Here is a 26977-nt window from a genome sequence, read left to right as displayed (position 1 = left end):
TTATACGGAGACAATCCGAAAATTTTACTGTTTATTAGGGATCAAAACCCTACACCTTTCAACCTTCAACACTAACCTTACTTTAGGCTATCTAAATATTTTTTTATTTCGTCAATTTCATCAGCACTTGCACTGTGGTTACCCAAAGCCTGCATCACCAATCTCGCTGCCGATCCGTTAAATACGTTATCGATCATTTTGTTTACCAATTGTTTTTCAGTTTTATCCCGACTAACAAGCGCTTTATAGATGTGCGTTTTTTGGTTGGTATCTCTTTCTACCATTCCTTTCTCGTGCAGAATCTGCATCAGTTTTAAAGTTGTGGTATAGCCAGAGTCTTTTTTATTCAGTGCTTCATGAACCTCTCTTACTGTCGCATTCCCCTTTTGCCAAAGCACCTGGAGGATTTCCATTTCACCTTCTGTTGGTTTGATGTTATGATTAGTCATATGTTACAAATTGTACGAATTATTTCGTATTCAAATGTACGAAGATATTCGTAAGATCAAAATATTTTAACAAATTTTTAACTTTATTGGTTAATAACTGTGATATAAGACGCATGAGCAGGTAGAATGTTGCATGCCTATTAGGCTTTGGAAAGGAAAACTCCGCCTATGAAAAACTGACTCTAGTTATTAAACCTGATTGACGTGGATACCGGCCTGTGTGTAAGGCCTGCAGGCGTATGAACAAAAGCAGGACTAGCTTTAATTGAAATGCTGAGATTGCTTTTCTAAAATTAACCGCAACGAATAGAGAAACTACTTAGCGTTTAACCATTGAAACTGTTTAACCATATTATGTACAACTAACCGATTAAAACAATTAACCGCTTAACCAAAAAACTAATTTTTCTTCAGCACTTCGTACTTGCCAATATTCGCCGGATCGATTTCTGCCAACATATTGTAAGCTTTCATGCGTTCCTGGCCGTTTAGTTTAGAAAGTACATTCGTTACTTCTTCGGCTTTAGCCGCAAAGTAAACATTAGGGAAAATAGAACCCAGTTTCTGCTTATCCATTTGTTGGAGGGCAGGTAAGGCAGCAACAATCTGTGTTAAGCCCTTATCATTATCGGTTAGCTGATCTAGGCCACTTAAATGGTAACTATAGATGAAATTGCGCAGTTCGCTAAAAATAGGATTCAAAACATTTTCATTAAACCAAAAGCGATTGCGCAAACCATCAGCTGCTCTCCAGCCGGTATTGCCTGAGGCTTGCGCCAGGTTAATGATGTTCTGTGCTTTTTTATAAAAGGGAGTTCCGCCCATCTTGCTAAAACTATCTTTATCCATTCCGATAATGGTATAAGCGTAATAGGTGAGGAGGGCACTGATATTGGAAATGTAATTCTGATCAGAAAAGTCGATTGTAGCACCATCGTTGAAATTAAAATCGAAATTCTTATCACTCATATTTAACAAAGTGCTGTTGTAAGAGCTGTTAAAAACCGGGCGGCTGCTTTGGATCTGTGCTTCTGCAGTATATCCAGAACCACCATCCCACGAATTGATGGTGATGATAAAACTACAGTTGATACGTTCCTGTGGTTGATAACTTTCGTTGCTGAATTTGTTATTGTTTAAAAAATCGCGGATTGTTTTCTGCAAAGCATCTAAAGTTGGCTTGCTGATGTTCGAAACCTGGGGCGCCAGCAAAGTTACCCTTGCATTTAACTCCTGCGCCTGCAGTTTTCCGAAACCAACCAATATCAATATCCAAACAATCTTTTTTATCATTTCGCAATTTTTAAAATGGCAGTACAAATATCTTTAGCAACATCCGTTTTCGATTTCATTTCAAATACAGTCCGTTCCAAAGCTTTGTTAAAAATAGTAATTTTATTGGTATCTGATTTAAAACCTGCGCCCTTGTCATTTAAAGAATTTAGAACAACAAGATCTAGATTTTTCTTTTCTAGTTTGCCTTTGGCATAATTCTCTTCATCATTGGTTTCTAAAGCAAAACCAACCAAAATCTGGTGCGCTTTTTTTGCCGCACCCAAGGAGGCGAGTATATCCTTTGTTTTTTCCAGTTCCAAAACCAATCCGCTGTCCTGCTTTTTAATTTTTTGAGTGGCAATTACTTTAGGGCGATAATCTGCCACGGCTGCACACATTACCGTAATATCTGTTTCGGGAACACCGATGAACAAGCATCGAGCATATCCTGTGCACTTATTACGTCAATCCTTTTTAAAGTTTGATTAGATTTTTGTGCTGTTGGTCCGGCAATTAAAGTAACATCAGCTCCAAGCCTTGCCAGTTCATCGGCCAGTGCAAAGCCCATTTTTCCTGATGAATGATTGCCTATAAAACGTACCGGGTCAATGGACTCGTAAGTTGGGCCAGCGGTAACCATTACTTTTTTGCCAAATAGCGGCATCGATTTTTTTATGGCACCATCCAGAAAAGAAACAATTTCGTCAGGTTCGGCCATCCGACCTTCACCCCAGAGCCCACTGGCAAGTTCGCCATTAGCAGGTGCTATAACTGTATTACTGTAGCTAGTAATACGTTCGATATTGCCCTGGGTAGTTTCGTGCTTCCACATATCCAGATCCATAGCCGGGGCTACGTAAACCGGACATTTGGCCGAAAGGTAAACAGCCGTTAATAAATTATCGCAGATGCCGGTTGCCAGTTTAGCCAGTGTATTGGCACTTATTGGAGCGATTATCATTAGATCGGCCCATAAGCCCAGCTCAACATGGTTGCTCCACACGCCAGTTTCTTCTTCGAAGTATTGCGTATAAACCGGATTTTTAGAAAGCGTAGCAAGGGTAAGTGGTGTAATGAAATTAGCACCATCAGGAGTAAGAATAACCTTTACGTTTGCACCAGCTTTTACGAGCAGTCGAACTAAAATAGCCGACTTATATGCCGCGATGCTACCGCAAACGCCAAGGATTATGTTTTTATTTTTGAGCATAGTGTTTAGGGCATGGGGCATAAAGCATAGAGCGTAGTATTAAACGCTTTGCCCTAAACGCTATGCGCTATGCCAGTTACTTTTGTTCTTTAGCAGGATTTCTGTGATAGATTTTCTCGTTCAAAAATTCATCAATAGCAATCAAAACAGGTTTCGGCATACGCTCGTAATGCTTGCTGATTTCAATCTGCTCACGATTTTCGAAAATTTCTTCTAAATTGTCGTTGCTTGAAGCAAATTCTGCCAATTTACCGTGTAACTCTTCTTTAACGTTGTTCGAAATCTGATTTGCTCTTTTAGCAATTACCACTAAAGATTCGTATAAGTTATCTGTAGTTTTATCTAAATCGTGTACGTTTCTGGTTACCGTAGTATTGGGTACAGCAGGTTTGTTAGTATTCATGTATTACTTGTTTTTAATATCCGTTTTATTAATTGTAGCAGAAGTATCTTTTAACTTCCCGGTTCTGATCAGCATCTGCTTGTATTTTTCTTGATCAGCGGCATATAATGCCAATTCTTGTTTAGTAGCCGCAATTCCTGCCTCAACATCATCCTTAAGCGCCTTTGCGTCTTTAGTGTATTTACTGTCAGGGTGGTTTTCAGTAAACTCGGTATATAAAGCAAGTGCTTCATTATAACGGTCTTCCTGGCGAATGACATAACTGTTTTTTGCGTATAAATATTGCGCTTTAATCATCAGGTAGTCCATTTCCTCAGCATATTTAATATCTGGGTAATCTCTCTGCGCATTTTTTAAGGCAATAACAGCTGCTCTATAGTTATCTACATTACTAGGCCCTGTAGTTAAGTACATTTTAGCATTTTCAAATGCTTTATCCTCTAACTTGCCCCTTAGTGTGGCAATATATTTGCCAGCAGCTGCAGCACGATCGCTGGTAGGGTATAAGTTGATAAATAATTGTAGCGCATCAATAGCTTTATAGGTGTTTTCCTGGTCTAAAGAGAAATTTGGAGATTCTAAATAGAAACAATAAGCCCCCATGTATCTAGCTTCTTCGGCATTTTTACTTGCTGGATAGGTTTCTGCAAAACTTTTAAACTGGTATCTTGCAGTTGTATAATCACTTAATCTGTATAGTGTATAAGCATAATAATAGTTCAGATCCTCAGCTTCTGCACGGCCCCTATATTTTTGAGAAAGATCTTCAAAAAGTACCAAAGCTTTGCTGTAATCACGTTTATTATACAAACGAAGAGCCTCTTGGTATTTTTTTGCAACATCATTACTCGCTCTCAATTTCTCGAAACGACTTTTACAACCCGCAATACCTAAAGCGGCAACAAATACTAAAATAATTAAGTGTTTAACTTTAAACATTCTGCAAAGATAATTAATAATACGATAACATCAATAAAAACAATTGGCCGCTAAGCTATGCAAAGCAATTCAGTACAAATATACAGTTAACAAATTTTAACATATATATAAGTATTGATTATATACTAGAGTGTTGTTTGTTTTTCCGTAAATCAGGTTTCGTACTACTATATAGGTTTGTTCCCGCTTTCCATTTCAAGTCCTCGCTGCGCTGCGGGCTTTCCATTGCAATCGGGTTTATGCTGCAGGGGCAGTGCGGGGCACACTGTCATGGCGCCCAAAAAAAGATAAAAGTAGCCTTTCAGCCCTTAATGACCTTAATTGCTTAATGATAAAAACGCTAGGTTTACCCCTAAAAACCACCTTTGAACAACTGGGCTGCCTTATTGTTTTACATTGTTCTTAATTATTTTGGCCTGTAATCCACCAGGTTAGCTACTAATCTGCTTTAATTCCTGGCAAACCCTTTGTATGTACTGTAATTTTTTCTACTTTTGCATCCCGCTTCGGAGGAAGGGTTTTGAATGAAAGGATGGCGCAGGAGATAGATAGAGCGGTATTTATTTTAAAATAAATATTGCGGATGAGGAAAAGATTGCTACCTTTGCAGCCCGGTCCGGAAGGAGGGGGGAGCTGGATAAGACCAGCGTATTGAAATAGAGGGAAAGGAAAAAAAAGAAGGCTTAAAAAATAAAATTTATTTTATTTGGAAGTTTGAAAAAGATCCTTACCTTTGCACTCCCAACCGAAAGGGAAGGGGAAAAAATCGGAACGGCGGATGCCGGAAAGATAGAAAAAAAGATTGAAACGGATTGAAACACAGGCAGGACGAACAAGACCGGCCGGAACTGAAACCGAAGATATATAAGCGATCGGCCGTGAGGTTTAGCAGATCGATAAGTTCTTAAAAGAGATGTCAATGTAGCGTAGCGAGGTAATGGAGTACCGATCAAAGTACATGATTACGTAGCTTTATTTTAAAGGTGGTGTCTAACAGACAACATAAAAAAAGAAGACTATTTTTAACAATAGTTAAAACTGGTCAGCATCTTACAACACATTTTACAATGGAGAGTTTGATCCTGGCTCAGGATGAACGCTAGCGGCAGGCCTAATACATGCAAGTCGAACGAGATTGTCCAGCTTGCTGGGCATGAAAGTGGCGCACGGGTGCGTAACGCGTATGCAACCTACCTTTATCAGGGGGATAGCCCGGAGAAATCCGGATTAATACCGCATAAAATCACAGCACTGCATAGTGCAATGATCAAACATTTATGGGATAAAGATGGGCATGCGTGTCATTAGCTAGTTGGCGGGGTAACGGCCCACCAAGGCGACGATGACTAGGGGATCTGAGAGGATGGCCCCCCACACTGGTACTGAGACACGGACCAGACTCCTACGGGAGGCAGCAGTAAGGAATATTGGTCAATGGAGGCAACTCTGAACCAGCCATGCCGCGTGCAGGAAGACTGCCCTATGGGTTGTAAACTGCTTTTATCCGGGAATAAACCTTTCTACGTGTAGGAAGCTGAATGTACCGGAAGAATAAGGATCGGCTAACTCCGTGCCAGCAGCCGCGGTAATACGGAGGATCCAAGCGTTATCCGGATTTATTGGGTTTAAAGGGTGCGTAGGCGGCCTGTTAAGTCAGGGGTGAAAGACGGTAGCTCAACTATCGCAGTGCCCTTGATACTGATGGGCTTGAATGGACTAGAGGTAGGCGGAATGAGACAAGTAGCGGTGAAATGCATAGATATGTCTCAGAACACCGATTGCGAAGGCAGCTTACTATGGTCTTATTGACGCTGAGGCACGAAAGCGTGGGGATCAAACAGGATTAGATACCCTGGTAGTCCACGCCCTAAACGATGAACACTCGCTGTTGGCGATACACAGTCAGCGGCTAAGCGAAAGCGTTAAGTGTTCCACCTGGGGAGTACGCCCGCAAGGGTGAAACTCAAAGGAATTGACGGGGGCCCGCACAAGCGGAGGAGCATGTGGTTTAATTCGATGATACGCGAGGAACCTTACCCGGGCTTGAAAGTTAGTGACGGTACTAGAGATAGTACCTTGAGCAATCACACGAAACTAGGTGCTGCATGGCTGTCGTCAGCTCGTGCCGTGAGGTGTTGGGTTAAGTCCCGCAACGAGCGCAACCCCTATGTTTAGTTGCCAGCATGTAATGGTGGGGACTCTAAACAGACTGCCTGTGCAAACAGAGAGGAAGGAGGGGACGACGTCAAGTCATCATGGCCCTTACGTCCGGGGCTACACACGTGCTACAATGGACGGTACAGAGGGCAGCTAGCCGGCAACGGTATGCGAATCTCATAAAGCCGTTCACAGTTCGGATTGGGGTCTGCAACTCGACCCCATGAAGTTGGATTCGCTAGTAATCGCGTATCAGCAATGACGCGGTGAATACGTTCCCGGGCCTTGTACACACCGCCCGTCAAGCCATGGAAGCTGGGGGTACCTAAAGTATGTAACCGCAAGGAGCGTCCTAGGGTAAAACCGGTAACTGGGGCTAAGTCGTAACAAGGTAGCCGTACCGGAAGGTGCGGCTGGAATACCTCCTTTCTGGAGTAGCACCGCCTACTCGCCACGCAACATGATATTTCAAAAAAAAAGAAAAACAAGAAACACCCAGAAGACAACGGTGGGCTACTGTAAGGGTAAGCTTAACGGAACTTGAAATGGGGTAAGCCAAAGGAAGCAGTAGCGGTAAGATACTATATACTGCGAACAGCTGCCTGCCTTAAAACCATAGTCCCGTAGCTCAGCCTGGTTAGAGCACTACACTGATAATGTAGGGGTCTCCAGTTCAAATCTGGACGGGACTACACATTAAGTTGGGAGTTTGGAGAAAATAGTTGGGAGTTAGGTTACTCCAAACTGATAACTGCAAACTCAAGACTAACTTTTGGGGGATTAGCTCAGCTGGCTAGAGCGCCTGCCTTGCACGCAGGAGGTCAACGGTTCGACTCCGTTATTCTCCACATTTGAGCATAAAGCTTAAAGACCAAAGCGGAAAGCTTTCAAAAAACACAGAAATTACCGGGATCGGTAATATACATTGACATAAAGATTAAGAAAGAAACGCCATGGGGCACAGATGCACTGAACAGCACATCTGAAACGGTTCGAGACCGCAGTTTTTACTAATAAGGAATAAGCTTAGGCTTAAGGATGGGCACATGACACCCGGACTTTTATACCCTAAGGGTTATACCTTAATAAAGTTCTTTGACATATTGGAAGAAGTTAAAAAAGAAGAGCAAACAACAATAGGCGACTGTTGTGTTTGTGCTCACTTGAAGGAAGAGCAATCAACCAACAAGTATGAGACATCATGACAAGAGCAAAAAAAGCATACCTTGCGGCGCAAAAGGCGCAAGCGTAGAAGAAAGTAAAAAAGAGTACACGGGGGATGCCTTGGCTCTCAGAGGCGATGAAGGACGTGATAAGCTGCGATAAGCTTCGGGTATTTGCAAATAGGAACTGATCCGAAGATTTCCGAATGGGGCAACCCGGCATGTTGAAGACATGTCACATATAATGAGCAAACCTGCCGAACTGAAACATCTAAGTAAGCAGAGGAAGAGAAAATAACAATGATTTCCTGAGTAGTGGCGAGCGAAAGGGAAAGAGCCCAAACCTACCTTGTTACGGCAAAGTGGGGGTTGTAGGACTGCAACGTGGCATTAGCAAACAGAAGTGGAACGGGATGGGAAGCCCGGCGATACATGGTGATAGCCCAGTACACGTATAGAATGCTAGCCTAGCAGTATCCTGAGTACCGCGAGGTCGGAGACGCCTTGTGGGAATCAGCCGGCACCATCCGGTAAGGCTAAATACTCCTGAGAGACCGATAGTGAACCAGTACCGTGAGGGAAAGGTGAAAAGAACCCCGAACAGGGGAGTGAAATAGAACCTGAAACCGTGTACTTACAAGCGGTCGGAGCATCCAAGTGGTGTGACGGCGTGCCTTTTGCATAATGAGCCTACGAGTTACTCTTCTCTGGCAAGGTTAAGTGCTTCAGGCACGGATCCGAAGCGAAAGCGAGTCTGAATAGGGCGTATAGTCAGAGGAGGTAGACGCGAAACCTTGTGATCTACCCATGGACAGGTTGAAGGTGCGGTAACACGTACTGGAGGACCGAACCGATAAACGTTGAAAAGTTTCCGGATGATCTGTGGGTAGGGGTGAAAGGCTAATCAAACTGGGAAATAGCTCGTACTCCCCGAAATGTTTTTAGGAACAGCGTCGGTATTGAGTTATATAGAGGTAGAGCTACTGATTGGGTGCGGGGGAGTCAAATCCTACCAAATCCAGACAAACTCCGAATGCTATATAATATAACCGGCAGTGAGGCGCGGGGTGCTAAGGTCACGCGCCGAGAGGGAAAGAACCCAGACCATCAGCTAAGGTCCCCAAGTTACAGTTAAGTTGAACTAACGAGGTCCGATTGCACAGACAGCTAGGATGTTGGCTTGGAAGCAGCCATTCATTTAAAGAGTGCGTAACAGCTCACTAGTCGAGCGATCGGGCATGGATAATAAACGGGCATAAAATTGTACACCGAAGCTATGGGATTGAAATATATCGGTAGGGGAGCATTCTATATACAGTGAAGGTATCTGGTAATGGGTGCTGGAGTGTATAGAAAAGCAAATGTAGGCATAAGTAACGATAAGGCGGGCGAGAAACCCGCCCACCGAAAGGATAAGGTTTCCTGATCAACGCTAATCGGATCAGGGTCAGTCGGGACCTAAGGAGAACCCGAAGGGGAAATTCGATGGACAACTGGTTAATATTCCAGTACTTTTTATAACTGCGATGTGGGGACGGAGTAGTGACACTGCCGCGATCTGACGGAATAGATCGTTAAAGGCCGTAGGTATATCGATGGTAGGCAAATCCGCCAACGATGCTGAAAGCTGATAGTACGACGAGCCTTCGGGTGAGTTGATAGCGCAGGTAATCAGACTTCCAAGAAAAACCGCTAAGCTTCAGGTTATAAAAACCCGTACCGCAAACCGACACAGGTATCCGGGAAGAGGATTCTAAGGTGCTCGAGTGAATCATGGCTAAGGAACTCGGCAAAATGGCCCTGTAACTTCGGGAGAAGGGGCGCTTGCAGTAATGTAAGCCGCAGTGAAAAGGCCCAGGCGACTGTTTAACAAAAACACATGGCTTTGCAAAATCGAAAGATGAGGTATAAGGCCTGACACCTGCCCGGTGCTGGAAGGTTAAGAGGGGATGTCATCGTAAGAGAAGCATTGAATCGAAGCCCCAGTAAACGGCGGCCGTAACTATAACGGTCCTAAGGTAGCGAAATTCCTTGTCGGGTAAGTTCCGACCTGCACGAATGGTGTAACGATCTGGGCGCTGTCTCAGCCATGAGCTCGGTGAAATTGTGGTCCCGGTGAAGACGCCGGGTACCCGCAACGGGACGGAAAGACCCCATGCACCTTCACTACAATTTAACATTGACATTGGATACAGGATGTGTAGGATAGGTGGGAGGCTTTGAAGCGGCGTCGCTAGGCGTCGTGGAGCCAACGTTGAAATACCACCCTTTCTGTATTCGGTGTCTAATCCCGCCAAGCGGGAGACATTGTTTGATGGGTAGTTTGACTGGGGTGGTCGCCTCCAAAAAGGTAACGGAGGCTTTCAAAGGTAAGCTCAGTACGCTTGGTAACCGTACGCGGAGTGCAATAGCATAAGCTTGCTTGACTGTGAGACATACAGGTCGATCAGGGTCGAAAGACGGATATAGTGATCCGGTGGTTCTGCATGGAAGGGCCATCGCTCAAAGGATAAAAGGTACGCTGGGGATAACAGGCTGATCTCCCCCAAGAGCTCATATCGACGGGGAGGTTTGGCACCTCGATGTCGGCTCGTCACATCCTGGGGCTGGAGAAGGTCCCAAGGGTTCGGCTGTTCGCCGATTAAAGTGGCACGCGAGCTGGGTTCAGAACGTCGCGAGACAGTTCGGTCCCTATCTGTTGTGGGCGTAGGAATTTTGAGTGGGGCTGACCTTAGTACGAGAGGACCGGGTTGGACCAGCCTCTAGTGAATCTGTTGTTCCGCCAGGGGCATTGCAGAGTAGCTACGCTGGGAATAGATAAGCGCTGAAAGCATCTAAGTGCGAAACTAGCCACGAGATGAGAATTCCATATAGGACCGTAGCAGACTACTACGTTGATAGGCTACAGATGTAAAGCTGGTGACAGCACAGTCGAGTAGTACTAATCATCCGAAGCTTTCAAAGCTAAACAGACTGTTGTTTGTTCTTCAAAACTTAACTTCTTTCAATAATATGTCATTTAAGCGGAAAGCTAAAAGACTAAAGACTAAAGCGTGATAGAAACAGCTTTAAGCTTTGAGCTTTATCCTTTCAGCTCAAATAAAAATATTTAGGTGCCTATATCGGTGGTGTCCACCTCTTCCCATTCCGAACAGAGAAGTTAAGCCCACCAGAGCCGATGGTACTGCGGTAACACGTGGGAGAGTAGGTCGGTGCCAAATCTTAAAAGAAACCCTTCAGCAGAAATGCGGAAGGGTTTTCTTCGTTTAAGGCCTTTCTGTAGCCGCACCTGTCCCCGTTTCAGTATTGAGCAGCGGAGAAAAGTCAAGGAATTGTTCCCGCAGGTTACGCGGATCTCCGCAGAACCTTGATCCATCTTCCCTTTACACTTCCGCCCTGGGTGCAATAGCCCTGATGGGAGTGGGCACGGAGCCGATCCTTCATTGGCGGAGTAGAACGGACAGCAGGACGGGACCCAAACTAAAGGCTACTGCCACTGCGCTCCTAAAACTCTTGTTATTTCTACCATTAAGGAGTGAAGAAAAGTTAAGGAATTGTTCCCGCAGGTTACACTGATCTCCACAGAACCTTGATCCATCTTCCATTTACACTTCCGCCCTGAGTACTATAGCCCTGATGGGAGTGGGCATGGAGCCAATCCTTCATTGGCGGAGTAAAACGGACAGCAGGACGGGACCTAAACTAAAGGTTACTGCCACTGCGCTCCAGATCATCCAAAAATTAATCACCGGGCTAGGCTTAACAAATAAGTTAAACACCGTATTTAACTATTTAAGGGGGTGTTGATAATTTAGAGCTTATTTTAAAGCTGATTTAATGCTAAATATGTTAATATCACAAGGTTTGCTGTAATATTTGGTTATCTTTGTTGTTAACAATATATAAACAAAAGTAATGAGTTTTTTTGCAGATAAAAGAAGGGAAGTAATGGTGCATATAGAAAAGTATATGCTGGAGATGATGGATACCTATCTTAAACCAATTGATACTAACTGGCAACCGTCTGATTTTCTTCCTGATTCTACTAGCGAAACATTTTATCAAGACATTAGAATATTAAGGGATAATGCAAAGGATCTTTCTTACGATCTTGTAGCAGTATTGATCGGCGATACCATCACTGAAGAAGCTTTGCCTACTTACGAATCGTGGTTAGCGATGGTGCAGGGGCCGAGCATGAAAGAAGATGGTGGATGGATGAAATGGAACAGACACTGGACCGCAGAAGAAAACCGTCACGGTGATTTGTTAAATAAATATTTATATCTATCAGGTCGTGTAGATATGCGCCAGATGGAAATTTCTACGCAATACCTCATTGCCGATGGTTTCGATATCGGCACTGGCCACGATCCTTATCGTAACTTTATTTACACCTCTTTTCAGGAGATGGCTACCAACATCTCGCACAGAAGGGTAGCTTCTTTAGCAAAAAAAGATGGTGATACTTTATTATCGAGAATGTGTGGTGTAATTGCTTCTGATGAAGCGAGACATGCAAAAGCATATAAAGATTTCATGAACCGTATTTTCGAGGTTGATCCTAACGAAGCAATGTTAGCTTTTGAAGATATGATGCGTAAAAAGATTGTAATGCCGGCACATTTCTTACGTGAAGTAGGTTTAAAAATCGGTCAAACATTCGGTCACTTTACAGATGCTGCACAACGTTTAGGTGTTTATACAGCGATTGATTATGTTGAAATTATGCAGCAATTAATAGTTGATTGGAAAATTGAAGGGATGCGTGATTTAAATGAAGCTGGTGAAAAAGCCCGTGATTATATTATGGCCTTGCCTTCGCGTTTGTTACGTGTTGCCGAAAGAATGAAAAATCCTACTATAGATTATAAATTTAGCTGGATTGCTGGATAATAGCAATTAAATAGATATGTGGAAGCCCTGATGTAAATCGGGGCTTTTTTTGTTGATTAAATATCTATAAAGTAAGAGTCGTCACCCTGAATTCATTTCAGGGTCTATCTTGCAAGAAAGATGCTGAAATAAATTCAGCATGACGATTGCATTAGATAGTAGAACTAAAACCTTAGAATTGAAACATTGAATATCAATAAACATCTCCCTGTTTGGCGATGTTAAAACCATTTTTTAAAACCTGTTTTTGGATTGTTGAATCCCAAAGTAGAGGGTTGGTGTGGTTGAAATGGATTAAAAAGATTTTATTTTTAATATTATGATCTTCTTTGCCAAATAATTCTTCTGTTTCGATGACCAGTGGATGTGGTACTTCGGCAATTGGGCGGTTTCCTAATTCTGTACTACCATAAAAAGTAGCGTCTATCATCGCAATATCTACCTTTTTCACTTCATCAATTATATTTTTATCCCATTTGCTCCATTTGTCTATGTCGGGGATAAAGAGGTATTTTTTTGTGGGTGTTTCAATTTTAAAACCCGCAGTCTCCGAAAATTCATCGCGATGAGGTACTGTAAATGCGGTGATCTTATTTTCTGCTACATCAACCGGATTGTTTGCTTTAAGCTCTACAAGGCTTATGTTTTTTAAGGAAACCAATTGGCTCCACGGGCCATTTTGTTCGAGAAAAGACTTTAATTTAGGAAGTATATAAACTTTTAAACCATTTGTTGACATTACTTCTCTACCAAACTCCATTAAGCCGATGTAATGGCCAATGTGTGCATGGGTAATAAAAATGCCTTCCGGTAGAAAAGGATAAGCTTTATTGGTTCTTTTTCTAAAATCCTGGAGCTGCAACTTAATATCCGGTGTAGCTTCAAAAAGCCACCATTTCTTTGTTTTGGGATCTACCAAAGCAAGCGAAACCACATTTTTCCTTAACTTTTCATCTTTCCAAGCCATTTTGCAACAGTTTTTCTGACAGCCCGTGTGTGGGTAGCCGCCATCTTGAGCAACACCCAGTACCATGATAAAAGAAGAGGCTGGCATCTTTTGTGCCCATGTTTGGACCGAAAAACCAATGATGAAAAAGAATAATATTGTTCTCATTTACATGTTTCTTCTATACTGGCCGCCAACTTCGTAAAGTGCATTACTGATTTGTCCTAACGAACATATTTTGCATACTTCCATCAGCTGTTCAAAAATATTATCGCCTGCTATGGCCGATTTTTGGAGTTGTTTTAAGAGAGTTGCAGCACGGTCTGCATTACGGCTCTGAAATTTTTGCAATGCAGAAATCTGATATTGTTTTTCATCTTCTGTAGCACGGATTACCTCACCGGGAACAATAGTAGGGGAACCATTCTTGTTTAAAAAAGTATTAACGCCAACAATCGGATATTCACCCGTGTGTTTAAGTGTTTCGTAATACAGACTTTCTTCCTGAATTTTTCCACGCTGATACATCGTTTCCATAGCACCCAAAACACCTCCACGATCGTTAATACGTTTAAATTCGGCAAGCACAGCGTCTTCTACCAGATCGGTTAATTCTTCGATAATAAAAGCGCCCTGCAATGGATTTTCATTTTTTGCTAAACCCAATTCTCTGTTAATGATCAATTGAATGGCCATTGCCCTCCGAACTGATTCTTCAGTAGGCGTAGTAATGGCTTCATCGTAAGCATTGGTGTGTAATGAATTACAGTTGTCATAGATAGCATATAGCGCCTGTAGAGTGGTGCGGATATCGTTAAAGTCGATTTCTTGTGCATGTAAGGAGCGGCCGGAAGTTTGTATATGGTATTTTAGCTTCTGCGAACGGTCATTCCCTTTGTATTTGTTTTTAATGGCTTTTGCCCAGATTCTGCGTGCTACGCGGCCAATTACAGCATATTCAGGATCGATACCATTAGAGAAGAAGAATGAAAGGTTAGGTGCAAAATCATCAATATGCATGCCCCTGCTTAAATAATATTCTACAAAGGTAAATCCGTTGCTTAGGGTAAAGGCAAGCTGTGAAATCGGATTAGCGCCTGCTTCGGCAATGTGATAGCCAGAAATGGATACTGAGTAGAAATTCCTTACTTTTTCATCGATAAAGTATTTCTGGATATCGCCCATCATTCTTAAAGCGAATTCTGTAGAGAAAATACAGGTATTCTGCGCTTGGTCTTCTTTTAAAATATCGGCCTGTACCGTTCCTCTAACCGAACTGATAGCTTTCGCCCTTATCTTAGTATAAATATCGGCAGGTAAAACCTGATCACCGGTAACTCCCAAAAGCATCAAGCCTAGGCCATCGTTTCCTTCTGGCAAAGTGCCATTGTATGTTGGCCTTGGTATATTTTTCGCTTTATAGATGGCCTCAATTTTATCTTCAACTTCTTTGATTAAATCGTTTTCGATAATATACTTTTCGCATTGTTGATCGATTGCCGCATTCATGAAAAAGCCTAACAGCATAGGGGCTGGGCCATTAATCGTCATGGATACTGAGGTTGATGGCGCACAAAGATCAAAACCCGAATAGAGCTTTTTAGCATCATCCAAAGTGGCAATACTTACGCCTGAGTTACCGATTTTTCCATAAATATCTGGTCTGATATGCGGATCCTCACCATAAAGGGTAACAGAGTCGAAAGCTGTAGACAAACGGTGTGCCGGCTGCCCCAAAGAAACATAGTGGAAACGTTTATTGGTTCTTTCGGGGCCACCTTCTCCAGCAAACATCCTGGTAGGGTCTTCGCCATCTCTTTTTAAAGGAAATACACCCGCCGCATAAGGGAATTCGCCTGGAAGATTTTCTGTTAACAGCCACCTTAAAATATCGCCCCAGTCTTCATATCTGGGTAACGAAACTTTAGGAATATTCAGCTTTGAAAGTGATTCGTAATATAAAGGTTGTTTAATCTCTTTTTCGCGGACTTTATAGGTGAAAAATTCTTCTTTATAGGCCTTTTTTGTATCTGGCCACTGTCGCAATAAACGTTTGCATTCGCCATCTAATTGTTCTTCAAAGTAGTGATAGGTTGCATTTAAATTTTTTAGCATCCCATCTTGCTGATCGCCTTCTAATAGCGGGGAATTAATATCGCCTGCCAAATCAATCACACCTTTCAACTGGTACATTTTCCTGGCGATAGTAGCCTGTTTATCTACCCATTCGTTATACATTTGGCTCGATTCGGCAATTTCTGCCAAATATCGGATACGATCGGGAGGAATGATGTAAATCTTCTCTGATTGATCGGAAGTTAGTTCCATTTTGGCCTTAAAATCAGTTCCGGTTTTTACCTTAATTTGTTCCATTAAGGCCACAAATAGGTTGTTCATGCCCGGATCGTTAAACTGCGAGGCCATAGTGCCATAAACTGGAATTTCATCATCCTTGGCATCGAAAATATTGTGGTTGCGTTTGTATTGTTTGCGTACATCACGCAAAGCATCTAAGGCACCTCTTTTATCAAATTTATTAATGGCTACCAGATCGGCAAAGTCTAACATGTCGATTTTCTCCAATTGTGTAGCCGCACCAAATTCGGGTGTCATTACATAAAGCGAAACGTCGCAGTGTTCGGTAATTTCGGTGTCTGATTGACCAATGCCTGAGGTTTCTACAATAATTAAATCGTAACCTGCTGCTTTACAGATATCGATACTTTCCTGTACATTCTTGGAGAGGGCAAGGTTGGCCTGGCGGGTAGCCAATGAGCGCATGTAAACCCTTGGGTTATTAATCGCATTCATCCGGATACGATCGCCTAATAAAGCTCCGCCCGTTTTTCTTTTGGAAGGATCGACAGAGATAATGGCCAGGGTTTTATCTTTCACTTCTATCAAAAAACGACGTACAAGTTCATCTACCAGTGATGATTTTCCAGCTCCGCCGGTTCCGGTAATACCTAAAATAGGAGCGATGTTGTTTTTGGACAGTTTTTTTAATTCATCAACAAATTTTTGGGCACCTTCGGGGTCATTTTCTGCAACGGTAATAGCCCCTGCGATGGCTTTGATATCTTTTGTAGGTATGGTTTCGAGCTCGTTAGTAATGCTGGCTTTGGTAATGAAATCGGTTTGTACGAGCATATCGTTGATCATGCCCTGCAAACCCATTTTACGGCCATCATCAGGAGAATAGATTTTAGAAATCCCGTAGGCCTGCAATTCTTCAATTTCTGAAGGTAAGATTACACCACCGCCACCTGCAAATATTTTGATGTGACCTGATCCTCTTTCCTGCAGGAGATCGTACATGTATTTAAAATATTCGATATGTCCGCCCTGATAGGAGGTCATGGCGATGCCCTGAACATCTTCCTGAATGGCGCAGTTTACCACTTCTTCAACCGATCTGTTATGGCCAAGATGAATAACTTCAGCCCCTGAAGACTGGAGAATACGACGCATGATATTAATGGTTGCATCGTGTCCGTCGAAAAGAGAAGCAGCAGTTACAAAACGGATTTTATTTTTAGGCTTATAGATTTCTACTTGTTGCATACTATGGGATTTTAGGGGGCGGTATGCGCTGATTACCGATCCTTGTTTCCAAATATATTTGGTATGCAAATGTACTAAAATAAGCAGCTTAAACAGCGAATACCTTATACCGTTATGGCTTTTAGTTCAACTATAAATCTTGCCCGAACTGCAGTAAATAACCATTATTGTCGTAAATGGCAAACTCTCTCATGCCATATTCGAAATCTTCGAGCGGGTAACAGATTTCACATTGATCTTTTAAACTTTCCCATAGGGCAGTCACTTCGTTTGTTTTAATATAAAGTGAGCCGCTCATCATCGGTTTGGGGATATTGCGATGGGCATTGGGAATAGAGAACATGATTTCTATAGCATCTTTGCTAAGGCTGAACCAGCTAAGGTCATCGAATTTTGCATCGCAGGTGAAGTTTAATATTTCTGTATAAAAGGTTAGTGTTGCCTGCATATCGTGCGATTCGAGCATTGGAGTAAGTTTGGTAGCGGTGTATGTTGACATGATGTTAAAATAAAAAATATAGTTTAATTTTTACCATATAAGCTCATATAAGCCGCAGTTCAAAATCACTGTATAGAATCTTAGATATACCCAGATGACTAACGTAGTTCAGAATAAGTAGTTAACTGCGTTTTTTTATCACTTTCTAGTCACTTGAGGTCACCCTAATGACTAGGAAGGGTATAAACAAAAAAACTATGCTGGTGAGCATAGTTTTTTTAATTTATTTGCTGGTGATTTCTGTAATTGGTTCTCCTACATTACCATTTGGCATTTGAATATGGAGTAAGGCTGCCAGTGTTGGTGCAATATCGGTCATGTAGTGTGTTTTGTTAGAAGCTCCCGGCTTGATTCCCCAGCCCATAAAAACCAATGGGATATGCGAATCGTATGGATTCCAGTTTCCGTGTGTAGTACCAGTACTGCTACCGTTAAACCAGTTTGGTTGTAAAACATAATAGATATCGCCACTTCTACGGGCATTGTAGCCGTTAGTAATCATTTTTTTCTGGGTTTCCTGCAAAGTAGATTGTGATATCTTTGCAATATCAACAGCATTCTGGAAGCCATCTAATCTTTTTAAGAATTCTACTGATGCTGATTTAATTACATCAAAACTTACATCACCTTTATCGGTTTTATCGTGATCGAAAATGATTTGGTTGTTCTGAGATTTTAAAACCACATTGTTTACTTTAAATTTATCATTTAAGTAAGCATTTAATTTGTTTGCGATATCTCTGTCGCTCACTACCCCAGATGGCAGTTTATTCTCCTGCATAAAGCCTGGTACATGAGCAGCACCATGATCGGCAGTTAAAAATACGGTATAGTTTCCTTTACCTACTTTTTTATCCAGGTAGTTGAAAAACTCTTCGAAATCTTTATCTAAACGTAGATAAGTATCTTCTGCTTCTACTGAGTTCGGACCATAAGCGTGACCAACATAATCAGTAGATGAGCAACTTACGGCCAAGAAATCGGTAATGTTGTCCTGTCCTAAATCTTCAGAAAGGATCGCTAATTTGGCAAGATCCAACGTGATGGTATTGCCATAAGGTGTACTTCTGATGGCATCGAAGTTTTTATCTATGTTTTGGGTTAGTTGGTGTGGAAAAGTGCTCGCTTTGCCTTCGTAAGCTTTCTCATCTGCAGTACTGTTTACATAGGTATTCATCGGATACAAAGTTTCCCAGTTTTTTGCATAGAATTTATTCGCTAGTTTCAGCTTATTATAATCTGCAATCCACGTTGGTACTTCTTTCATGTAATAGGTACTGGTAATCCAGTTTCCGGTGCTACCTTGATACCAATATGCAGCATTTGCCGCGTGGCCTGCCGGAAGGATCGAGCCCCTGTCTTTTAATGAAATACCAATTACTTTACCTCTAAAATTCGTAGCTAACCTCAATTCATCGGTAATGGTAGTGGTTAGCATATTTTTTGGCGACATATTTCCTTCAGAAGATGGTATACTACCAACAGTAGATACTGATGAATCTTCAGTACAGTATACATTTTTTTTGGTTTCAGGATCGTACCAATCGTTACCGATAATACCATGAACGGCCGGAACTGAACCTGTATAAATGCAGGTATGTCCGCAAGCAGTGTAAGTTGGTGTATAAGGAATAAATGTGTTTTCTACAGAAAAACCTTCGTTGATTAATCTTTTAAAGCCACCATTGGTATAACGGTTATAGTAGCGGTATAAATAATCCCAACGCATCTGATCAACCACTAAGCCAACCACCAATTTAGGGCGGGCCACCTCGGCAGGAAATGCTTTAGCTTGTGTTGTGGAAGGTTTTTTAGTTTGGGCTGAGGAGAGTGCGATCGAAAAAATAGAAATGGAAAAGATTAGACAGGATATTTTCTTCATTGTGTTTTAGTTAAAGGGCTAAAGTAGCAAATTTAGGTAAAGCTACTTTGAAGTTTATGTAAAGATTTTATATCGCTTCGGCCACTACAAATGTACTTCCTCCAATAAAAACCAGGTCTTTTGGATCGGCAGATTGAATAGCCTTTTCTTTTGCTTCGGCTACGGATGCATAATTGCTTCCATTTAGGTTAAATGTTGCCGCCTGTTCTTTAAGTTCATCTGCTGCTAAACCACGTTCTAAATCTGGCTTGCAGAAATAGTAAGTGGCATTTTTAGGCATCAGGGATAAAACTTTCGAAATATCTTTGTCCTTAACCATACCAAAAACAATATGTAGGTTTTGATAAGGAGTTTGTGCGATATTTTTAATTACCTCCGTAATGCCAGCTTCATTATGACCGGTATCGCAGATCACCAAAGGATTTTTACTCAAAGTCTGCCAACGCCCCTGTAAACCGGTTTGTTTTTTAACCTGGCTTATTCCATTATAAATCGCTTCCTGATCGGTTTTAATTTCCGTTTTCTCGTTCAGTACGGCCAAGGTTTCTAATACGGTTAAAATATTTTTATGCTGATAAATACCGGTAAGATCGCTTTGAAGACCCTTGTATTTGATTTCGCTATTCTGATAAACAGATATGGAAAGTTTATTATTCCTGATTTTAGAATCCTGAGCCCTTAATTCCGCATCAGCAAAAACAATTGGCGCACCCACTTCTTTTGCCTTACTGACAAAAACTGGAGCCGATTCTGCTTGTGTTTCGCCAATTACAACCGGAATATTCTTTTTAATGATACCTGCTTTTTCGCCTGCAATTTCTGCCAGTGTATTACCTAGCATATTCATATGGTCGAGGCTAATATTGGTAATAACCGAAATTTGCGGTGTAATGATATTAGTCGAATCTAATCTTCCGCCTAAACCCACCTCAATTACGGCCACATCAACCTCATGTTTGGCAAAATGATCGAATGCCATGGCCACAGTAACTTCGAAAAATGAAGGCTCGGTTTTTTCGATCAATTTTTGTTGATCTTTTACAAACGATATGACTTCAGTTTTACTCATCATTTTTCCGTTGATGCGGATGCGTTCGCGGAAATCTTTCAAATGGGGAGAGGTGTACAATCCTGTTTTATATCCTTGCGATTGCAGTACCGAAGCCAGCATGTGTGAGGTAGAGCCCTTTCCGTTTGTACCCGCCACATGGATACTCTTAAATTTATCTTGCGGATTATCCAAAGCTTCGCAAAGAATGATGGTATTGGTTAAATCTTTTTTGAAAGCAGATGCGCCAACCCGGGTAAACATGGGGAGTTTACTGTATAAAAAATCAAGCGTTTGTTGGTAGTTCATAATATGCGTCAAATATAAGTTGACTGGAGTGATTATGGAACGAAATGGTCAATATTTTAATCAGTCACTAAGTCAATTTCACATTTCCCTTAAATTAAATTTTAGTTAATGTTTGGTTTTATCATAATAAATGAGAAACGAACTAAAATTACCCCTAATCTTTAAGATTCTTCCCCCTTCTTTTCTTTCAAAATAGATAATATTTGATTGAAAAATATTTAACCAAATTCAATTAAAAATGAAAAACTTACTAATTACCTGTTCAGCATTAGCCATGCTGATGCTTGGCGGGTGTAAAAAAGCGACTTTACAGGCTGCTGAAGGCTTGTCAAATCAAAAACTAAGCAGTAATACCAGCAATTTTATTAACACGGTAGGAACCATTTATTATGTTGATCCTTTAGGAGACGATAATAATAACGGTATGAGTGCCGATACACCATGGAAAACCATTAGTAAAGTAAATACGGTTACTTTTATGCCCGGTGATCAGATTTTGTTTAAAACAGATGGTGTTTGGACCGGAAATCTTGCTCCATTGGGCTCAGGAAGTGCAGGAAGCCCCATTATTATTGACGAGTATGGAACGGGTAATAAACCAGTTATAAATGGCGGTGGACTAACTAATGGTTCAATAACACTTTTGCTTAACAATCAATCCTTCTGGGAAGTTAATAACCTTGAAATTACCAATACGGTAAACTTAGGACAACAATACGCAGTAACAGGTATTAAAGTAAATAATTCTGGCACTACGGCAGCAAGCAATATTACAATCAATAATTGTTACGTGCATAATGTAAACTCAACAGGTTTTGGTACGCCAAATTATAATAAGGGTTCGGGCGGAATTATATTTACAGGCCTGATTAATAATGTGCTGGTTTTAAACTGCCATGTTAAGGATTGTGATATTGAAGGAATCAGAACATCAAGCTCAGTAAAAGCAGATAATGTAGTGTTTGAAGGTAATTTAATTGAAAATATTTATGGTGATGGTATTGTACTTAATGGGGTGAAGAATTCAAAAATTACGCATAATATTTTAAGAAATACCTGTAAAAGTGATGCGGCCAATTACGCTGCTTGCTGGACTTACGGCAGTTTAGGAACCATCATTTCATACAATGAGGTTTCGGGTATTAAAGGTGGCGGACCGTATGATGGACAGGCTTTTGATGCAGATATTAATACCGACGGAGATATTTTTGAATATAATTACTCACATGATAATGACCGTGGTTTTATGTTATTCATGCCCAGCGCTCAAAATATTATTGTTAGATATAACATTAGCGTAAATGATGTGAAGAACGCCAATTCTTCGCCAAGCGGTTCGAAACTTATTAATTATACCTCAAATTATACCACCAACAAAATATACAATAATACCTTTTATACGAATGACAACTTTACCAGAATATTTCAATACACCAATACGGCAAGTACTTTTGCATTTAACAGCACATTTAGCAACAATATAATTTATGCTACCGGAACCATTACCAGATTTTCGGACAAACCCATAATGGCATCTGCTGTTTTTAAGAATAATTGTTTTTATCCCCAGTCTATTACTGCTGTAAATGGGCCGGCTGGAACTGTTTCTGGCAATACTTATACCGATCCGAAATTTAATAATGCATCTGCCACCGGCACACCTGCAGATTTTAAACTGCAAAAAACTTCTCCTCTAATTGCCGGGGCGGTTAATATGACTAATAATGGCGGAATTGATTATTTTCAAACTAATCTTCCTTTAACCAATCCAGACGTTGGCTTTGCACAAAGCTCATACTCGTTTACAGGATTTGTTGCTAATGCCGATACCTATGTGAGAAACGGTACCTACGCCGACAATAATTACGGTACTGAAAGTACGTTTATTGTAAAATCTGATGCAAGCTCTTATGCCAGAAAAGCCTATTTAAAATTTGATTTTTCTGCGCTGCCTGGTACTGCGGTTTCTAATGCGAGATTGGTTTTAAACGCTTCATCTGTAAATACAGATCCTTCCAGAACAATCAGTGTATATACTGCAGCAACAAATAACTGGACAGAAACCGGATTAACCTGGAATAATGCTCCATTAAGTAATCCATTGGTCAATAGTTTTGTAGCCTATGGAGCGGATCGTTATTCAATTGATGTAACCAGCATAGTCAACCAAAATCTAAGTGCAGGTAATAAAATTATAACCTTTGTACTCACCAATGATGCTCCGGCAAGTAGTAAAAGCGATATTTATTTTACAAGCAAGGAACAAACGAGCAATAAACCTCAGCTCAATATAATTTTATAGTGACACATATAAAAAAGAGCCCAATAAAATATTGGGCTCTTTTTTATATAGACTGGTTATGGTTCTACTTCACTTTAAAGTTGAACATCACGATACCCGTTTGTACATCGGGCGCTGATTCTAATTTGTTTAAACTTGAACCTAATACGGCCTGTTCACATTTTCTCCAGAGTGCTAAATCAGATAGGGTGGTACCTTTTGCACCTGCACGGGCCTGAACCACCTTGCCGTTTTTATCAACACGGATTTGAACGGCAATTTTTCCTGCACTTTGTCCATCATCCTGAATCCTTGGAATATCGATGAATTTTCTGCTGGCCAGTGAAAGCTGAACGTTTCCATTTCCTGAGCCACCTTCTCCATAATTAGAAGCTAATGGATCGCCATCTTTATCGCCCTGGTTACCTGGTGTTTTTCCGGTACCATCTCCCTGACCTTGACCAGTATTCTTTTTACCTTTGTAAAGTGCGTTTTGATTAATTACTGGCTTGGCAGGTTTATCTTCAGTTACCGGAGTTGGCGCAGCCTTAGTCGGTTTTGTAGGTTTGGTATTTACCGCAATGGCGTCTTCGGTATTTTGTGTCTGCACTTCCTTATCGCTACTTTCGGTAGAGGTGGTTGGGGTAACTTTCTCTTCAGGCGTTACTTTTTCTGGTGGTTTACCGTTCGCGTTTGGATCTGCTGATGGCTCTTCTATACTGGTATAATCATCACCCATACCTTCTGCAGAAGTTCCATAATTAACCACCATACCACCCATACCCACTTCTTCAGGTGGCTGGAAAGAACCAATCACGATAAAAAAGCTGATCAACAATAAAAAGCCCATAATTCCGCTTGCTATGGCAATGGCCTTAGGGTAATTATTTTCCTCGTTAGGTATTTGTGATTTGTAGTTCATTATTTTTTAGGCTCAACGGCTACAACAAGTTTTAATTTTAATTTATTGGCAATGTCGTTTACCACAAATCCATCCTGATACGTCACATTACGCGATACATATAAAAGAATAGTCATATCTGGTGCCAGTTTTTGATATGATGCCAAAGTTGGTTCTAATTCTTCTATGCTAACTGGTTTTTTTTCAACGAAATATTTAAGGTTTTCGTCTATCGTAACAGTAACCGCTTTCTTGGCGGTAGATTGCTGGCCACTTGATGATTGCGGCAATAATAATTTAACTACTGTAGGATTTACCACGGCAGAGGCCAATAGGAAAAACAGCATCAGGAAGAACATAATATCGTTCAACGCTGAAGTATGTACTTCTACCGATCCTTTTGTTCTTTTGCGTAAATTCATTATTTGCCTGGTTCTTCTAGTAAATCAATAAAATCAATTGCATCGGTTTCCATTTTAAGAATGATTTTTTCGACCATAATGTTTAAAATGTGATACAGTACGTAAGCGATAATACCAATAATTAATCCGGTTGCAGAAGTAATCATTTTGGTATATAAACCGCCAGAGATGGTTCCGATTTCAATCGCACCCTTTATTGATACCTGGTGGAAAATGGTAATTACCCCCACAATTGTACCTACGAAACCAAGCATTGGAGCAATACCAGCAACAATACCCAATATACTAATGTTCTTCTCTAATTTAGAAACCTCTAATTTACCAACATTTTCAATTGCACCTTCAATATCTTTAATTGGGCGACCAATACGTTTTAAACCTTTTTGCAACATGCGCGAAAGGGGAGAGTTATTATTTCTTAAAAGCGACATGGCACCCTCTAAATTTCCTGATTGGATATAAGATCTGATCTGACCCATTAGATTCGACTCGTCTTTAGTTGCTTTTTTAATGGTTAAGTAACGTTCGAAGAAAATAACTAAGGCTAACAAAGCTAAAAAAGCCAATGGAACCATTACCCAGCCGCCTTTAAAAAGCAGATCGATAAAATGTAGTTCTGGCTGTGGTTGTGTTACGGCTTGGTTAACCGCATTTGCTGTGTCTTGTAATGCTTTTGTGGTGTCCTGAATTAATAAAGTTATCATTATGGTTGTGTGTTGTTAGATTTTTGTTGTACGAAATATCCTTTTCCTTTTAGTTTTTTCTGTAAAATATCTTTCTGTTCTTTAGCTTCTTTTTCAGTTGTGAAACTCGCTATACTTACTTTTTTTAAACGGCCAGGTATTTTTGCGATTTCGGCATTTAACCCGATTTTTTCCATTTGCTTAATAAACACAAGTGCTTTTTTCTCTGATTGAAAAGATGCTGCAATAACGTAAAACGTAGAAGGACCGGTGTTTGGTACAATTTTATTTTCTTTTGGTGCTTCTACGGTAGGTTTGACCACAGGTTTTGCCTCTATTTTTTTAACCGTATCTGCTTTTTTCTGAACCTGATTGGCTTTTAAAATGCTGTCTGTTTTGGCTATCGAATCCTGTTTTGCTTTTAGGGTATCAACAACAACCTTTGGCGAATCGATAATTGCTTGTGCAGGCTTTACCGCTTCAGTAGTTTCACCTGTAAATAATTCTGGTTTAACCAAATAGCTTATCGCTGCAATAACAACCAGCGCTAACACTGCAATTGTAATCATCAACCAGGTAGACATGCCTTGTCGCGTTTCGTCTCCATGTTCAATTGGGTCGTGGCCAAAACGGTTGGGATGCTCTGCATGTTGCTCCTTTATAAAGGCCGGAGCCTCAATTACAGGTTCTTCTTTTTTAGCTTCGTCTTCTAAATTGATATATGTTTTAGGTTCTTCTGGTTCTGACCTAAGCGAGAAACGACCTGGATGTTCGCTTTGCGGGATAACCGTTTCTGGTAACGCTATAGTATTGGTTTCTTCAGCTGCTGAGGTATTTTCTGTAGCAATTACTTCGTCTTTTACGTCGCCAGATTCAGGTGTCTCAATTGTCTGATGTGCAGCAGCGATATTTTCTACATCCGATTCTGGCGTATGACCAAAATGGCCTGGATGCGCTTCGTGCTGTGCCACAATTGATTCAGGAACTTCTACTTCTTGTGTTTCGTCAGATTCAGGCGTTTCAATTGCATGTTGTTCGGCAGCGATATTTTCTACATCCGATTCTGGTGTATGACCAAAGCGGTCAGGATGTTTCTCGTGCTGTTCCTTAATAAATTCTGGTGCTTCAACAATCTCTTCAGTAGGATTTTCTGAATGTTTTAAGGTGTTCTTAAGATCATCCTTAACTTCATCCAGTTCTACATTTTCGATTAGCGGAGCGTGGTATGACTTATTCTCAAAAGGTGAGGGTACACTTGGTGCCTCGGTAATTTCGTCGTAAACTTCTTCCTCTTGTTGAGGTGAATCCGTTTTTGTTTCCTCAATTACGGTTTCTGCTAATGATGGAAGTCCGTAAAATTCAGAACCATAGTTCATGTTTTTAACCGGTTCGAAACCTAATCCCTGTTCGGTGAAAAATAAACGGCCAGTATTTTGCAGCTCAGCCTCATGGGCTAATTCTAATTTTTGATTTACTTCTTCAACAAACTGGGCAATGTGATTACGGGCATCTTCATTATTGATGTTTGCTTTTGTAGAAATAAAGTTGGCTAAAGCTTCTTCTTCACTTACTTCGGCCGAAAACTGCAGCGTATATCCGGGAGGCAAAAACGTTTGTTTTTCCTTATCGTATCTTCCTGGGTATTTCTTTTTATAAAAAGTGCCCAAGCCGGTAATCCCAACTTCTTTGCGTTGCTGCAAGAGTTCTAGTAGGTATGATAAGATATCCATTCGGGTAAAATTAAGCGTTTAAAATTAAAAATTATATTCTACCTTCAAATAGTGTCTACAGGTGCTATTATACATCCTATTCCAAAAGGGGGACAAAAACGAGTACAGTTTTGTTGTTTTAATCATGAAAAAACACAGTTTTTTAAACCTATATCTGTATCCGTGCAAAGATAACGGTTACAAAGATAGAAATGGTATGCTAGTAAGCAAATGGCTAAAT

At 40.9% G+C, this 26977-nt stretch carries 15 protein-coding genes, 2 tRNA genes, 3 rRNA genes and 1 pseudogene; 7 read left to right on the top strand and 14 right to left on the bottom strand.

All coding sequences use genetic code 11. The features are described from left to right. Positions 1–77 precede the first annotated feature (77 nt). The 5 genes and pseudogenes from H9N25_RS14410 to H9N25_RS14390 all read right to left on the bottom strand — a co-directional run bounded on the left by H9N25_RS14410 (position 78) and on the right by H9N25_RS14390 (position 4276). Complete coding sequence (locus tag H9N25_RS14410) at positions 78–449, bottom strand: BlaI/MecI/CopY family transcriptional regulator (RefSeq protein WP_167296662.1); 372 nt, start codon at positions 447–449, stop codon at positions 78–80. Positions 450–848: 399 nt separating this feature from the next. Further along, complete coding sequence (porD, locus tag H9N25_RS14405; RefSeq protein WP_167296661.1) at positions 849–1742, bottom strand: type IX secretion system protein PorD; 894 nt, start codon at positions 1740–1742, stop codon at positions 849–851. Then, positions 1739–2934 (bottom strand): annotated as a pseudogene (gene coaBC / locus H9N25_RS14400) (bifunctional phosphopantothenoylcysteine decarboxylase/phosphopantothenate--cysteine ligase CoaBC). The gene porD and the pseudogene coaBC overlap by 4 nt, the downstream one beginning before the upstream one ends. Before the next feature lie 76 nt (positions 2935–3010). Continuing rightward, the gene (locus H9N25_RS14395; protein WP_167296659.1) at positions 3011–3337 is read right to left on the bottom strand and encodes a DNA-directed RNA polymerase subunit omega; all 327 of its coding nucleotides are present in this window, start codon (positions 3335–3337) and stop codon (positions 3011–3013) included. Positions 3338–3340: 3 nt separating this feature from the next. After that, positions 3341–4276 carry an outer membrane protein assembly factor BamD gene (locus H9N25_RS14390; RefSeq protein WP_167296658.1) on the bottom strand — a complete coding sequence of 312 codons (936 nt, stop codon included), beginning with the start codon at positions 4274–4276 and terminating at the stop codon, positions 3341–3343. Between the two features lie 1064 nt (positions 4277–5340). On the opposite strand from H9N25_RS14390, the gene H9N25_RS14385 reads away from it, so the two are divergent. The 6 genes from H9N25_RS14385 (at position 5341) to H9N25_RS14360 (ending at position 12492) form a co-directional block, all read left to right on the top strand. Beyond that, positions 5341–6862 (top strand): 16S ribosomal RNA (locus H9N25_RS14385). A 188-nt stretch (positions 6863–7050) separates the two neighbouring features. Beyond that, a tRNA-Ile gene (locus H9N25_RS14380) sits at positions 7051–7125 on the top strand. Between the two features lie 82 nt (positions 7126–7207). Continuing rightward, a tRNA-Ala gene (locus H9N25_RS14375) sits at positions 7208–7281 on the top strand. 404 nt (positions 7282–7685) lie between these two features. Next, positions 7686–10560: ribosomal RNA gene (locus H9N25_RS14370) — 23S ribosomal RNA — on the top strand. Between the two features lie 145 nt (positions 10561–10705). Next, positions 10706–10817 (top strand): 5S ribosomal RNA (rrf, locus tag H9N25_RS14365). The 16S, 23S and 5S rRNA genes sit together here with 2 tRNA genes alongside, the layout of an rRNA operon. A gap of 694 nt (positions 10818–11511) precedes the next feature. Then, positions 11512–12492, top strand: coding sequence for an acyl-ACP desaturase (locus tag H9N25_RS14360; protein ID WP_167295425.1), 981 nt, complete (start codon positions 11512–11514; stop codon positions 12490–12492). Positions 12493–12685: 193 nt separating this feature from the next. On the opposite strand, the gene H9N25_RS14355 is transcribed toward H9N25_RS14360, so the two are convergent. From H9N25_RS14355 to H9N25_RS14335, 5 genes are all read right to left on the bottom strand, one after another. After that, entirely contained in the window at positions 12686–13606 is a 921-nt protein-coding gene (locus H9N25_RS14355; RefSeq protein ID WP_190326359.1) for an MBL fold metallo-hydrolase, read from the bottom strand. Next, positions 13607–17002, bottom strand: coding sequence for a methylmalonyl-CoA mutase family protein (locus tag H9N25_RS14350; RefSeq protein ID WP_190326358.1), 3396 nt, complete (start codon positions 17000–17002; stop codon positions 13607–13609). Between the two features lie 130 nt (positions 17003–17132). Then, on the bottom strand, positions 17133–17501 hold the full coding sequence (locus H9N25_RS14345) for a VOC family protein (RefSeq protein WP_223833390.1): 369 nt from the start codon (positions 17499–17501) through the stop codon (positions 17133–17135). 223 nt (positions 17502–17724) lie between these two features. After that, entirely contained in the window at positions 17725–19383 is a 1659-nt protein-coding gene (pafA, locus tag H9N25_RS14340) for an alkaline phosphatase PafA (RefSeq protein WP_190326357.1), read from the bottom strand. Between the two features lie 67 nt (positions 19384–19450). After that, positions 19451–20740: a bifunctional folylpolyglutamate synthase/dihydrofolate synthase gene (locus tag H9N25_RS14335; protein ID WP_190326356.1), complete on the bottom strand. Its 1290-nt coding sequence runs from the start codon at positions 20738–20740 to the stop codon at positions 19451–19453. A 238-nt stretch (positions 20741–20978) separates the two neighbouring features. Here H9N25_RS14335 and H9N25_RS14330 point away from each other — a divergent pair, with 238 nt between their 5' ends. After that, complete coding sequence (locus tag H9N25_RS14330) at positions 20979–23042, top strand: CBM96 family carbohydrate-binding protein (RefSeq protein WP_190326355.1); 2064 nt, start codon at positions 20979–20981, stop codon at positions 23040–23042. Between the two features lie 64 nt (positions 23043–23106). Here the strand turns inward: H9N25_RS14330 and H9N25_RS14325 are convergent, their stop codons facing one another. The 4 genes from H9N25_RS14325 to H9N25_RS14310 are packed head-to-tail and all read right to left on the bottom strand — an operon-like array spanning position 23107 to position 26757. Next, positions 23107–23943: an energy transducer TonB gene (locus H9N25_RS14325; RefSeq protein WP_190326354.1), complete on the bottom strand. Its 837-nt coding sequence runs from the start codon at positions 23941–23943 to the stop codon at positions 23107–23109. Continuing rightward, entirely contained in the window at positions 23943–24344 is a 402-nt protein-coding gene (locus H9N25_RS14320) for an ExbD/TolR family protein (protein WP_025144642.1), read from the bottom strand. Before H9N25_RS14320 ends, H9N25_RS14325 begins: the two co-directional genes overlap by 1 nt. Next, positions 24344–25048 carry a MotA/TolQ/ExbB proton channel family protein gene (locus H9N25_RS14315; protein ID WP_167295418.1) on the bottom strand — a complete coding sequence of 235 codons (705 nt, stop codon included), beginning with the start codon at positions 25046–25048 and terminating at the stop codon, positions 24344–24346. The genes H9N25_RS14320 and H9N25_RS14315 overlap by 1 nt, the downstream gene beginning before the upstream one ends. Continuing rightward, entirely contained in the window at positions 25048–26757 is a 1710-nt protein-coding gene (locus H9N25_RS14310) for an HU domain-containing protein (RefSeq protein WP_190326353.1), read from the bottom strand. The genes H9N25_RS14315 and H9N25_RS14310 overlap by 1 nt, the downstream gene beginning before the upstream one ends. Positions 26758–26977 lie beyond the last annotated feature (220 nt).

This window comes from Pedobacter riviphilus (assembly GCF_014692875.1).
In the GTDB taxonomy this organism is placed as follows: Bacteria; Bacteroidota; Bacteroidia; order Sphingobacteriales; family Sphingobacteriaceae; genus Pedobacter; species Pedobacter riviphilus.
This window is presented reverse-complemented; position numbering and strand designations above follow the sequence as displayed.